Annotated in this window: 16 protein-coding genes; 6 read left to right on the top strand and 10 right to left on the bottom strand. The window is 70.1% G+C overall.

Features of this window, described 5'->3' with window-relative positions; translation table 11 throughout:
* Nucleotides 1-14 precede the first annotated feature (14 nt).
* Nucleotides 15-1,043 (top strand): aspartate-semialdehyde dehydrogenase, encoded by a 1,029-nt coding sequence (locus tag R2707_15850; protein MEZ5246572.1) that lies wholly within the window; start codon nt 15-17, stop codon nt 1,041-1,043.
* Nucleotides 1,040-1,648, top strand: coding sequence for a hypothetical protein (locus tag R2707_15845; protein ID MEZ5246571.1), 609 nt, complete (start codon nt 1,040-1,042; stop codon nt 1,646-1,648). Before R2707_15850 ends, R2707_15845 begins: the two co-directional genes overlap by 4 nt.
* Nucleotides 1,649-1,652: 4 nt before the next feature.
* Here R2707_15845 and R2707_15840 read toward each other — a convergent pair whose 3' ends face one another.
* The 4 genes from R2707_15840 to R2707_15825 all read right to left on the bottom strand — a co-directional run bounded on the left by R2707_15840 (nt 1,653) and on the right by R2707_15825 (nt 4,706).
* Nucleotides 1,653-1,904 carry a MazG nucleotide pyrophosphohydrolase domain-containing protein gene (locus R2707_15840; protein ID MEZ5246570.1) on the bottom strand — a complete coding sequence of 84 codons (252 nt, stop codon included), beginning with the start codon at nt 1,902-1,904 and terminating at the stop codon, nt 1,653-1,655.
* A gap of 16 nt (nt 1,905-1,920) precedes the next feature.
* Nucleotides 1,921-2,802 (bottom strand): oxygenase MpaB family protein, encoded by an 882-nt coding sequence (locus R2707_15835; GenBank protein MEZ5246569.1) that lies wholly within the window; start codon nt 2,800-2,802, stop codon nt 1,921-1,923.
* A gap of 496 nt (nt 2,803-3,298) precedes the next feature.
* A complete protein-coding gene (locus R2707_15830; GenBank protein MEZ5246568.1) occupies nt 3,299-3,499 on the bottom strand; it encodes a hypothetical protein in 201 nt (66 codons plus the stop codon).
* Nucleotides 3,500-3,557: 58 nt separating this feature from the next.
* Complete coding sequence (locus R2707_15825; protein ID MEZ5246567.1) at nt 3,558-4,706, bottom strand: hypothetical protein; 1,149 nt, start codon at nt 4,704-4,706, stop codon at nt 3,558-3,560.
* A gap of 56 nt (nt 4,707-4,762) precedes the next feature.
* Between R2707_15825 and R2707_15820 the strand changes: the two genes are divergently transcribed.
* A complete protein-coding gene (locus R2707_15820; GenBank protein ID MEZ5246566.1) occupies nt 4,763-5,413 on the top strand; it encodes a nitroreductase family protein in 651 nt (216 codons plus the stop codon).
* Here the strand turns inward: R2707_15820 and R2707_15815 are convergent.
* A complete protein-coding gene (locus tag R2707_15815; GenBank protein MEZ5246565.1) occupies nt 5,410-5,922 on the bottom strand; it encodes a pyridoxamine 5'-phosphate oxidase family protein in 513 nt (170 codons plus the stop codon). The two genes, R2707_15820 and R2707_15815, sit on opposite strands and share 4 nt — an antisense overlap.
* Here R2707_15815 and R2707_15810 point away from each other — a divergent pair.
* Nucleotides 5,921-7,954 (top strand): hydantoinase/oxoprolinase family protein, encoded by a 2,034-nt coding sequence (locus tag R2707_15810; protein ID MEZ5246564.1) that lies wholly within the window; start codon nt 5,921-5,923, stop codon nt 7,952-7,954. The genes R2707_15815 and R2707_15810 overlap by 2 nt on opposite strands.
* 15 nt (nt 7,955-7,969) lie before the next feature.
* Entirely contained in the window at nt 7,970-8,467 is a 498-nt protein-coding gene (locus R2707_15805) for a flavin reductase family protein (protein ID MEZ5246563.1), read from the top strand.
* Nucleotides 8,468-8,502: 35 nt separating this feature from the next.
* Here the strand turns inward: R2707_15805 and R2707_15800 are convergent, their stop codons facing one another.
* Together R2707_15800 and R2707_15795 are read right to left on the bottom strand one after the other, a co-directional pair.
* The gene (locus R2707_15800) at nt 8,503-9,042 is read right to left on the bottom strand and encodes a hypothetical protein (protein MEZ5246562.1); all 540 of its coding nucleotides are present in this window, start codon (nt 9,040-9,042) and stop codon (nt 8,503-8,505) included.
* 9 nt (nt 9,043-9,051) lie between these two features.
* On the bottom strand, nt 9,052-9,972 hold the full coding sequence (locus R2707_15795) for an SMP-30/gluconolactonase/LRE family protein (GenBank protein ID MEZ5246561.1): 921 nt from the start codon (nt 9,970-9,972) through the stop codon (nt 9,052-9,054).
* 59 nt (nt 9,973-10,031) lie between these two features.
* On the opposite strand from R2707_15795, the gene R2707_15790 reads away from it, so the two are divergent.
* The gene (locus R2707_15790; protein ID MEZ5246560.1) at nt 10,032-10,472 is read left to right on the top strand and encodes a 6,7-dimethyl-8-ribityllumazine synthase; all 441 of its coding nucleotides are present in this window, start codon (nt 10,032-10,034) and stop codon (nt 10,470-10,472) included.
* On the opposite strand, the gene R2707_15785 is transcribed toward R2707_15790, so the two are convergent.
* The 3 genes from R2707_15785 to R2707_15775 all read right to left on the bottom strand — a co-directional run bounded on the left by R2707_15785 (nt 10,469) and on the right by R2707_15775 (nt 11,892).
* Nucleotides 10,469-11,227: an SDR family oxidoreductase gene (locus R2707_15785; GenBank protein ID MEZ5246559.1), complete on the bottom strand. Its 759-nt coding sequence runs from the start codon at nt 11,225-11,227 to the stop codon at nt 10,469-10,471. The two genes, R2707_15790 and R2707_15785, sit on opposite strands and share 4 nt — an antisense overlap.
* 89 nt (nt 11,228-11,316) lie before the next feature.
* Nucleotides 11,317-11,652, bottom strand: coding sequence for a VIT1/CCC1 transporter family protein (locus R2707_15780; protein ID MEZ5246558.1), 336 nt, complete (start codon nt 11,650-11,652; stop codon nt 11,317-11,319).
* A gap of 105 nt (nt 11,653-11,757) precedes the next feature.
* A complete protein-coding gene (locus tag R2707_15775; GenBank protein ID MEZ5246557.1) occupies nt 11,758-11,892 on the bottom strand; it encodes a VIT1/CCC1 transporter family protein in 135 nt (44 codons plus the stop codon).
* Between the last annotated feature and the right edge of the window lie 168 nt (nt 11,893-12,060).

Here is a 12,060-nt window from a genome sequence, read left to right as displayed (position 1 = left end):
GTAGCCTGCTCTGCATGGACGTAGGAATCGTTGGTGCCACCGGCCAGGTCGGCGGCGTCGTACAGACACTGCTCGCCGAGCGGGACTTTCCGGTCGACACGCTGCGGCTCTTCGCCTCGGCCCGTTCCGCGGGCCGCACGATCGAGTGGCAGGGCCGCGACATCACGGTGGAAGACGCAGCCACGGCCGACTACACCGGCCTCGACATCGTGATCTTCTCCGCCGGCGGGGCCACCAGCAAGGAGCTGGCCCCCAGGGTCGCCGCCGCCGGCTGCATCGTGATCGACAACTCCTCGGCCTGGCGTATGGACCCCGACGTGCCGCTCGTCGTCCCCGAGGTCAATCCCGAGGCGCTGCGCGACATCCCCAAGGGCATCGTCGCCAATCCGAACTGCACCACCATGGTCGCCATGGCGCCGCTCAAGGCGCTGTCCGACGAAGCCGGTCTCGAGGCCCTCGTGATCTCGACCTACCAGGCGGTTTCGGGCGCTGGGCTCTCCGGTGTCGACGAGCTCGACACCCAGCTCCAGAAGGTCGGCACCGACGGACCGGGGCTCACCTACGAGGGTGGCGCCGTGGCCCTCGAGCACGGTGAGAACTTCGTCGAGCCGATCGCCTGCAACGTGGTGCCCTTCGCCGGTTCGCTGGTCGACGACGGCTCCCTCGAGACCAGCGAGGAGCAGAAGCTGCGCGACGAGAGCCGCAAGATCCTCGGTCTCCCCGATCTCGCCGTGTCGGGCACGTGCGTACGTGTCCCCGTCTTCACCGGCCATTCGCTCTCGATCAACGCCCGGTTCTCGTCGGCGATCACCGTCGAACGGGCGATCGAGCTGCTCGGCCGCACCGAAGGTGTCGTCCTGACCGACGTGCCCACCCCGCTCAAGGCCGCGGGCGCCGATCCGACCTACGTCGGTCGTGTTCGGGTCGACCCCACTGTCGAGCACGGCCTGTCGCTGTTCGTGTCGGGCGACAACCTCCGCAAGGGTGCGGCGCTCAACACGATCCAGATCGCCGAGTCGATGGTGGCCCAGGGCCTGCTTTGACCCGTCGCACCGCGGCCGTCGCAGTGGCGCTCGCCCTGCTGGCTGCGGCCTGTGGCGACGATGCCACGGCGCCGCCCGATGACCTCGAGGCGCCGGCGGAACCGGTGAGCTGCGACTCGTTCGGCGCGGCGCGTGCCCTGACCGAGGTCGGGATCACCTACGACTACGAACCGTCGGACTCGATGGCCGATCTCGCCGCGGCGAGCCGCGTGGTCGTGCGGGGCCGGATCGCGTGGATCTCCGCCGGTGATGCCGAAGGATCCGATGTCGTGGTGCTGTCGGTCGAGGTCGACGAGCTCGCCCTCGATCGTCGCGGCGACCAGGCGGTGGAGCAGATCACCGCCGGTGAGATCATGTCGATCGTGGTGTCGTACAACCCGAGCCATGTCGGCTTCGGCACGATCCGTGACGCGATCGAGCTCGGCACCGGGGTGGTCGCATTTCTCGGTCCGGTGACCCCCGACGGGTTCCGTCGGCCGCATCTCGAGGGTCTGTGGCTGGGGTGCGGCGAAGAGGGCGCCCACCACGCGGGGATCGCGCCGTCGTGGGACTCCGGTTCGACATCGTTGGCGGCGGTGCTCGAGACGCTCGACGCCGTGGCGTGAGTGTTCAGGGCGGGTCGGTGACGTAACGCTGCATCGCCTCGTCGAGGTCGATGTCGAGCTGGTTGGCGAGCGATGCCAGCCAGGCGAGCACGTCGCCGAACTCGTGGAGCTGCTGCTCGCGCGTGCCCTTGCGCACCGCTTGGGCGAGCTCACCCAGCTCCTCGCACAGCCACGCCACGGTGGACGGCACGCCCCGCTCCCGGTCGGTCGCCCCGTAGAGCTCGTCCATCAACCGCTGCACCTCGACCAGTTCCATGGTCTCCGACCCTAGGTCAGGCGGTCGGACGGGTCGCGGCCGACGGATGGTCGCCGAGGGCCCAGCCGAGCGTGCGCATGAGCACCGTGGCGGCCGGTCGTATGGCGAGTGGTTCGGCCAGCGGAGCGACGGGCAACCGCAGGGCGCGACGGGCGTGGCGGGGCAGCATCGACACCGCTGCGGTGAATGCCAGTCCGTAGGCCGGGCGAGTGGCCAACGGGAGTGGTGGCCACGCGAGGAAGCGGACGGTTCCGCGGGCCTGGCTGCCGATGTGGTACTCGGGGCGGTAGCTGTGGAGCACGGCGGCGAGGTCGTCGCGGCTGCGTGGGGCCCGACGCACGCCGAGTTTCTCGGCGATTACGGCCATCTCCTCGACGTACCGGTCGCCCGCGCCGGCCGACAGCGGGGTGGCGCCATATCGCTCGCGGGCCCGCAGGAAGCTGTCGACCTCGGTGCAGTGCACGAACTGCAGCAGGTGGGGATCGGTGGCGTGATAGGGCCGTCCGTCGGGGGCGTGGCCCTGCACCCGTTCGTGGATGCGGCGGACGACGCGTATCGCCGTCTCCGCCTCGTCGGTCGTGCCGAAGGTCGTGGTGCCGACGAAACCGCCGGTGCGGTGGAGACGCCCGAGTGGATCGCGGCGATAGTCCGAATGGTCGGCGACGCCGGCCATGGCCAGCGGGTGCATCGTCTGGAGCAGGAGGGCCCGGATGCCTCCGATGATCATCGACGCGTCGCCGTGCACCTCGAAGGTGGCGCTGTCGGGCCCGAAAAGGCCGGGGTCGTCCTCGAAGGGGACCGACCGTTCGGGGGCATCGGTGGTGCCGGCGAGGACGCGGCGGATCCCTCGTCCGAACCGATTCCGGAAGTCCTCGAGGGATTCAGTGGCGGGGATCACGTCGTACGCATCGTACGGGCGTGACCCCCGCCGTTGGTGGTCGGACCTACCGACGCCCCGGTCGCAGCCGCCGCGGGGGGACGGGGCGGGGCGCAGGTCGGGTCGGTCGATGGACCGGTCCGCGCTCGCGCCATGCCGGGTACATCTGCCGGTCGCGGATGAACGCGAGGACCATGAGTTCGTGCATGATGAATCCTTCGAGTGATCGAGGGGTCTCGGGGGACAGACGACCGGCGGGGACGCGCCGGACCGGTGAGGGTGCGGCGGACGTGGCGACATCGCGGGGTCGGCGCAGGGACGCCGCGCAGGGGCGTCAGGCCGGGCGCTGCGTCAGCGGGTACCGGGGAGCACGGCGGCGATCAGCGTCGCGAGGATCGTGAACATGATGCGTGCTCCTTTCGCCGGTGGAACGACCCGTCGTCGTTCGCCGTGGGGCACCGTACGAAATCGCGGTGCCGCCGTCGAACGAATTACGCGCCCGGCGCGACCGAGTCGTTCAGCGGGAGGCGAAGAAGTGGCGCAGTGGCGCAGCTTCGCGACGTGACGCCGCGACCGGCTCGCGTTCACGGTCGACGAACACGCGGCAGTCACACCACATACAGGCCTCGTTGCTGAAGCCATGGCAGTGCGAACCCTCGTGGTGACCGCACGAGCAGTGGCGCTCGGGTGCGAAGAGGGCGTCGATCAACGAGGTCACCTCGTCCCATCGGAACTCCCGAACCGGTCTTGAGCAGTTCCGAGATGGGCGCCGGCGGCTACTTCGCGGCGCTGATGACGCCGGTGACCGCCGATGCGTCGAGCCCCAACGGTTCGGCGTCGATGCCGAAGACGTAGCGGAAGAAGCCGGTGGTGGCCTGATGGATTCCGGGCCACACCTCGGTCACGTCTCGGTTCGGTTCCTCGCAACCGTCGGTTCCGAGCCGGCGGACACCGTCGTCGAGGAACTCGCTCAGGCCGGCGGCGTCGGCCAGGCCGATGAGGGTGGCGTCGCCGTCGCCGACGGCGCAGAGATCGCTGAAGGCCAGGTGTCCCGAGTCCTCGAACTCCAGATACCAGCTGGGTGCCGGTGCCCGATCGAAGGCGTCGCGTGTGCGGGTCGGTTCGATGATCGTGTCGATGCTGCCGGCCATGAACATCGACGGAACGTCGGGCAGGTCGGTGTCGGCGGACGCGCCCGACGCGAACGACACATAGCCGGCGAACCCGCCGGTCGCGACGACGCCGAGGGTCGTGCCGCCGCCGGCGGAGTGGCCGCTCATGCCGAGCCGTTCGCCGTCGATCGCCGGGCCGAGCGTGTCGTCGGCGAGGACGAGCTCGAGTGCCGCCAGCACGTCGTCGACCGACGTCGGCGGATCATCGGGCCCGCCGAGGAGGTTGGCCAGCGCCCGGCTGGGATGGTCGGCCGAGGCAACGACCATGCCCCACGACGCGAGGTGGTGGGCGAGGTTGGTGGACTGGAATCGGAACGAGGTGGAGCCGTGGCTGAACAGCACCAGCGGGAACGGCCCGTCCTCGGCGGTGGTCGCGTCGCGGCCGGCGGCCACGGTCACGCGATCGTTGAGATCGTCGGGCACGAGGTTCGCCATGATCTCCGGGGTGAAGTCGCGCACGGCGTAGGTGTCGGTCTGCCCTTCGGCGTCGGGGCCGGCGGGGTACCAGATCTCCACGAGGTTGCCGGTGGGCAGTTCGCGGGTGGTCACGCCGACGGGGTAGGGGCCCACCTCGGCCAGGTCGGCGGCCGTGATCGACGGCGGGGTCTCGCTCGTTTCGGGGACCGTTGTGTCGGGCTCCGCGGTGGTGGTCGTGGACGGGAGATCGACGGCTCCGGTCGGGTCACCGTCGTCGTCGCCGCACGCGGCGGAGAGGAGCGCGAGGGCGAGCAGGCAGGTGGTGAGGCGGCGCATGGCCAGAGGCTACGGGCAGACTCGCATCGGTGCCCATCGTGTGCTCCACTCTCGGGGTGGACATCAGAGAAGCCCTCTACACGACCCGTGCCATGCGCCGCGTGAAGCCCGATCCCGTACCGCTCGACGTGCAGGCCCGCATCCTCGATGCCGCGATCCGCGCGCCGAGCGGTGGCAACGCCCAGGGCTGGCGGTTCATGCTCGTCGACGACAAGGAGCAGATCGCGAAGATCGCGGCGCTCTACTCGGAGTGCATCGACATGTTGTGGGCCACGGTCTACAAGGACCAGGTCGACCACGCGAACAACTCCGACGACGCTGCGGCACGCACGTTTCGGACGATGATGAACTCGGTCAAGTGGGCCCAGGACAACTTCGACACCTACCCGCTGCTGTTGTTCGCCTTCGACCAGTTCGACACCTCCGGCGGGTCGATCTTCCCGGCGGTGTGGAATGCGATGCTCCAGGCCCGCGCCGACGGGGTCGGCTCGTCGTTGACGAGTGTGCTGGTCTTCAAGAACGACGAGACGCTCGATGTGCTCGGCGTGCCGAAGGAGGAGGGCTGGCGGATGTCGTGCTGTGTGCCGTTCGGCTACCCGACGGGCAAGTGGGGCGTCGCCTCCCGTCGTCCGGCCCACGAGGTGTCGTACCGCAACACGTGGGGGACGCCGGTCGGGTTCGAGATCGACGAGCCGCTCTGGCCCTAGGCGTCCCAATCCCACCTGGTCGCGGCGGGACCGAAATCCTCCGGCGTCTCGATCATGCCGAATGCCCGCTCGGGCACGACCTCGAACGCGGTGTTCTGCCGGAGGAACTCGATCATCTCCTCGGTGCCGCCCATGTCGGGTTCGTCGCCGTACTTGGCGGCCCACCGCTCGGCCATGGGCAGCAGGGTCGCCTCGCCCAGCGGCTCGGCCCGGCCTTCGAGCGACACGACCCGGGTCGTGTCGTCGTTGGTCACGACCACCTGTGGGTTCGCTGCGATGTTGCGGACCTTGCGGGCGTTCGGCGCACAGCTGAAGCCGAACCGCTCCCGTTCGGGCATCCACACGCCCCATACCGGCATCGAGTGCGGGCGGCCGGTGGCGCTGACGGTGACCAGCCAGAAGTTGCGGCACTCGGCCAGTCGTTCCTCGGCCCATGACCAGGGCAAGGTGCCGTCGAGTTCCTCGGGCACGCCGTAGGCGGCCATGTCGGGGCGGGAGATGCGGGGCATGGACAGACACTACGGGCACAATGGCGTGATGGCCGAGGCTCGCACGGTGTTCATCGGTGTCGACACCGGAGGCACCTACACCGACGCAGTCGTCTACGACGACGCCCGTGGCGCGGTGCTCGCGAAGGCCAAGTCGCCCACCACGCACGACGATCTCGCCGTCGGTATCGAAGGGGCCCTCGATCGGGTCCTCGCCGATGCGGGCGTCGACCCGACGGCGGTCGGACTCGTCTCGATGTCGACCACGCTCGCGACCAACGCGTTGGTCGAGGGGGTGGGGCGCCCGGCGTGTCTGGTGCTGATCGGGTTCGAGCCCGAGGCCCTCGACCGGGGTGGGCTGCGCGAGGCGCTCGGCACCGATCAGGTGATCGCCGTGGCCGGGGGCCACACGCCGCACGGCTCCCCCCAGGCCCCGCTCGATCTCGGCGCACTCACGAGGGCGCTCGATGCCCTTCCCGACGATGTCGAGGCGTTCGCGGTCACCGCCCAGTTCGGCGTGCGCAACCCCGAGCACGAGCTCGCCGCGCGCGACCTCATCCGCGAGCGCACGGGCCTCCCCGTCACCTGCAGCCACGAGCTGTCCGATGGTCTCAACGGGCCGAAGCGCTCGGTCACCGCGCTGCTCAACGCCCGATTGATCGCGATGATCGACGAGCTCGTCTCGACGACCACGGCGATCCTGCGCCGACGAGGCATCGACGCGCCGGTCATGGTGGTGCGTGGCAATGGGTCACTGGTGTCGGCCGACTTCGTCCGTGATCGTCCGGTCGAGACGATCCTCTCGGGGCCGGCGGCGAGCCTGATCGGAGCCGCCCATCTCGCCGATGCCGCCGACGCGCTCATCGCCGACATCGGCGGCACCACCACCGACATCGCCGTGCTGCGTGGCGGGCTGCCGGAGTTCGGCGCCGAGGGCGCGACGGTCGGGGGGCACCGGACGATGGTCGAAGCCGTTCTCATGCACACGCACGGCATCGGCGGCGACAGCGAGGTCGCGCCGGCCGAGCGCGCCGCCGGCCCCCAGCTCGTCATCGGGCCGCGCCGGGTGGTGCCGATCGTCCTGTGTGCCCAGGTCGATCCCGATCTGGTCGAACGGACCATCACCCGCCAACTCAGGGCCGAGACGCCGCCGGCCGACTGGGCCGGCGTCTTCGCGTCGACGACGTCCCGCGCGTCGACGGCTCGTGTCGATCGCACCGAAGCCGCGGTTCTCGAGGCGCTCGGGTCGGGCTGGGCCGCGGCCGACCTGGTCGTGGCGTCGAGCCTCCAGGCGGCGGCGCTGCGTCGTCTCGTCGCACGGGGGATGGTCCGACTCTCGGCCCTCACCCCCACCGACGCCAGCCATGTGCTCGGCGTGCAGACGACGCACGATCCGGCCCCCGCCCGCCGTGCCGCCGAGCTGTTCGCCCAGCGTCGCGATCGCTACGGCAACCCGATCGCAGGCGGGGCCGAGCAGCTCTCGCAGGTCGTCGTCGACACGTTGACGCGGCGATCGGTCGAAGCGATCCTCGCCGCCGCGCTGGTGCGAGATGGCCTGTCGCCGGGGGCCGTGGCGTCCGAACTCGTCGGGGCCGCGCTCGATCGCACGGCGATCACCGCCCGGCTCGACATCGGGCTCGCGGTGCCGCTGGTGGGGCTCGGAGCCCCCGCGGCCACCTACTACCCGGCCGTCGGTGCTGCCCTCGGCACTCCGGTGCACATCCCCGACCATGCCGATGTGGCGAATGCGATCGGCGCGGTCGTCGGCCGGGTCCGCATTCGTCGCCAGGTGACCGTGACGGCGCCGCGTCGTGGAGTGTTCCGGGTGCACTCCGGGCCGGAACCGGAGACCGCCTACGACCTCGATGACGCCCGGCGGCGGGCGACCGAAGCGGCGACGAGGACCGTCAGTGCGGAGATGGCCGTGGCCGGCGCCGCCGAGTTCGACGTCGAGGCCCACTGGCACGAGAAGTCGGCCGACGTCGAGGGCCGTGAGATGTTCGTCGAGGGGGTGGCGACCGTGATCGCGAGCGGTCGCCCGAAGCTCGACTGAAGTACCGTCGGGCGCATGCCGCTCGATGACGAACTCACCAACCGGGTCTCGTGGAAGATCCCCAACGCGCTCGCCCTGGTCGGCTCGAAGGCCGGCGACGAGCGGAACGCCATGACGACGAGTTGGATCTCACAGCTGTCGATGGAGCCCGTGCTGATCGGCATCGGTGTCGACAACTCGGCGGTCACGCATCGTCTGATCACCGACGGCGGGTGCTTCACCGTGAACCTGTGGGACAGCGACGACACCCGCGTGTTCGTCAAGTTCTCGAAGCCCGCGGTGGACGACGGCGAGACCCTCAACGGACGTCCGGTGCGGGCCGCCACCACCGGCGCGCCGGTGTTCGACGAGGCGATCGCCTGGCTCGACTGCGAGGTCCGCCAGTCGATCGACCTCGGCACCCACACCCTGTTCATCGGGGAGTTGGTCGATGCCGCGATCAACGACGACGAGAAGCGGGCCGCGTCGATGTCCGACACCCGCATGAAGTACGGCGGGGTGAAGCGGCACTGAACCGCCTCGGACAACGATCGTTCAGCTGGCGGCGGTCAGGCCGAGCCGAATCCGGGGTCGCTGTCCTGCGGTGTCCTCGGCGGGGTTCGGGGCCAGACGAGGTGTTCGTCGACGAAGAGACCGAATGTGGCGCCCGGCTTCGGGTCGCCGACGACGGTGCCGAAGCCCTCGGTACCGAGCCGTTCGAACTCGTCGAGGCTGATCAGGGTGACACACACCGGCCGGGCGCCCCGCAGCACGCTCGGCGCATAGACGGCCATCAGTGGCGACAGGGCCTGGTGCTGATCCCGGTGGCCGGCGGGGGAGACGGCCACGATGAGCGCGACGCCGCCCGCGATGGCCGCGGTGACGGCGGCGAGTTCGCGCGGGAGGCCGACGGCGAGAAGGACCGACACGACCACGGCGGCCGTGATCACAGTGACCGTCAGACGCTCGGCCCGATGAATGTGACGATCCGGCGAGGATGTCGCGTTGCCCAGGAACGTCCGGTACGGGCGCAGGCCGATGGCGGGGTTCTCGTCGATCAGGACGCGGGCCTGGAAGGCCCGCTGCTCCTCCTGCCAGCGCAGATCCATGGACAGAAGCTACGCCCGCTCGGGCGTCGTGTTCGAGTCCGCACGGCGCGCGAAGCGCGGCTCGGGCCGTCCCTGGATGCCGAGATCGACGGCCATCAGGTCACCGGGGGTGAAGCCGTCCCTGCCCTCGACCGAAGGCTTCGAACCGGCGGCGCCGATGGAGGTGACATAGAGCGTCGACAGGTCCGGTCCCCCGAACGCCGGCATGGTGGGCTTCTCGACGGGCAACTCGACGCGTCGGTCGATCTCGCCGCGTGGGGTCACGCGGATGACGGACCATGCGTAGATCGAGGCAGACCAGTAGCAGCCGTCGGCATCGAGGCAGGCGCCGTCGGGCTTGCCCGGCAGCGGGTTGTAGTCGAGGAACGGTCGCACGTTGCGGCGTTCGCCGGTGTCGGTGTCGTAATCGGCGACGAGAACGGTTTGGGTGGGTGTGTCGGCGAAGTACATGAGGCCGCGGTCGGCGTCGAAGGCCAGCCCGTTCGGAACCCCGAGATCGGTGAGGAGGGTCTCCGTCGATCCGTCCGGATCGATCCGATAGAGGCTGCCGGTCGACTTGGCGGCGCTGGTGTCGGGCCACATGGTGCCGACGACCATACGGCCCGAGGGGTCGACGCGGCCGTCGTTGCACCGGTTGCCGGTGGCAGCGTCCTCGAGATCGAACCACGGTGTGATCGCCCCGGTTGCCCAGTCGAGCCAGACGATCCGATGCTCGGTGGCGACGAGCAGCTCGCCGGCCCGCTCGGTCAGTGCGCACGACCCGGGGCGGGCGCCGATCGGCCGTTGCTCGTCGATCCCCGTCGCCGGATCGAGACGGTGCACGGCGTGTCCGTCGATGTCGACCCAGTAGAGGACCTGCTCGAGTTCGCTCCAGAGCGGGCACTCGCCGAGCAGGATCCCGCCGGTCGCGGCGCGGTGGACGTTCTCCATCTCTCGAGACTACGGGGCGAGTGTGGGCACGGCTCCGACCGCTGTCGTAGCGTGCGGAGATGTCGAACACCGTCCGCCCTCGCCTCGCGTTCGTGCAGTCCATGTGGCACGACGACATCGTCGACCGTGCCAAGGACGGTTTCACCGAGGTGGCCGGCGGGGTGGCCGACATCGAGTACTTCGCGGTGCCGGGCGCCTTCGAGATTCCGCTGTTCGCGAGCTCGTTGGCCGGGACCGGCCGCTTCGACGGCATCGTGGCGGCGGGATTCGTCGTCGACGGCGGGGTCTATCGCCACGAGTTCGTGGCCGACGCCGTGATCGGCGGGCTCATGCGGGTCCAGCTCGACACCGGTGTCCCCGTCTTTTCGTGCGTGCTCACTCCGCAGCAGTTCCACGAGCACGAGGACCATGTCCGGTTCTTCACCGAACACATGGTGGGCAAGGGTCGAGAGGTCGCCCGTACGGCGCTCGAGACCCTCTCGGTACGCGCCGCGCTCTAGAAGACCGTGTAGCCGCCGTCGACGCAGACCTCCTGGCCCGTGTGGAACGTCTGCGACGGGTCGGCCAGGAACGCGCCGACCTCGCGGAACTCGCTCGGGTCGGCCCACCGACGAACCGGCGTGCGACGGGTGGTCACCTCGCGGAACCGTTCGTTCTCGTAGGGAGCGGCGGCGAGTTCGGTGATGGTCCAGCCGGGGAGGAGCGAGTTCACGCGGATGCGGTGGCGGGCGAGTTCGACGGCGAGCGCGCGCATCAGACCGTTGAGGGCGGTCTTTCCCGTGCCGTAGGCGTAGTTCCCGGCTGCACCGTGGATCGACGAGGTCGACGACACGGTGACGAGGCTTCCGCCCTCGCCCTGGTCGACGAGGTGGCGGGCGGCCTCGCGGAGGGTGACGAACGCGCCGTCGAGGTTGATGCGCATGACCGTGCGCCAGTCCTCGAGCGTCACGTTCAGGATGCCGCCGCCGATCCCGCTGTGGCCCGCGTTGGCGAAGCAGCCGTCGAGGCGACCGAAGTCGTCACGGCACTGCCGCATGGTCTCGATCACCTGCTCCTCGTCGCCGACATCGCAGATGTAGGACCGAGCGGTGGCGCCGAGGGCCTCCAGGGTGGCGACGGCCTCGGCGTTCTTGTCGGCCTTGCGACCCCAGATCGCCAACGATCCGCCGGCCATCGCGATTCCTTCCGCCATGCCGAGGCCGATACCGCCGTTGCCGCCGGTGATGACGAACACCTTGCCCGAGAGATCGATCATCGGGGCATCGTAGTTCGGGCGGCCGGACCGCCGACCGGCGCAGTCGGACGCGACGCGTCGTATTGACGAGACGAACGCCTACGCCACGGTCACACGACCGCGCCGAAAAGGCTGCCGATCGCGGCGGTGACCGCCATGGCGAGTGCGCCCCAGAACGTCACCCGCACCGCAGCCGCAGCGACGGGCGCGCCACCGGCCCGGGCACCCACGATCCCCAGCACGGCGAGGAACACCAGCGCGGTGAGCGCCACGATCGCGATCTGCGCCCCGCCGGTGGCCAGTGCGGCGGCGAACAGCGGAAGCGCAGCGCCCGCCGCGAACGTCGCGGCCGAGGTGAACGCGGCCTGGACCGGGCGGGCCGTGGTGGTCTCGGAGATCCCCAGCTCGTCTCGGGCGTGAGTCCCCAGGGCATCGGCGGCTGTCAGACCGACGGCGACCTCGAGCGCCAGCTCGGGGTCAGGCCACGGTCCTGGTAGATGCGCCGGAGCTCCTCGAGTTCCCGTTCGGGTTCGTCCCGCAGCGCGGCTCGTTCACGACCGAGGTCGGCTCGACGCGGCGACCCCGATCACGAGACTCGCGGTCGACACGATCCCGTCGTTGGCCCCCAACACGGCGGCGCGGAGCCAGCCGATCCGGTGGGTTCGGTGGGTCTCTTTGTGGGCCATGGCTCCACAGTGTCCCAGCAACGCCGCGTCGGTGCCGCGGGCAACGCGTTTTCGCCGTTCACTGCTCGGCAACACCGCCGAAACATGCCGGCGCGATGTTCGCGTCACTTCGTGAAGCGGGGCTGGAACCGCACGGAGGTACCCGGCTACCTGCCGGGTATTGGTCGC

The organism is Acidimicrobiales bacterium (genome assembly GCA_041394245.1).
GTDB lineage: Bacteria > Actinomycetota > Acidimicrobiia > Acidimicrobiales > Aldehydirespiratoraceae > JAJRXC01.
This window is presented reverse-complemented; position numbering and strand designations above follow the sequence as displayed.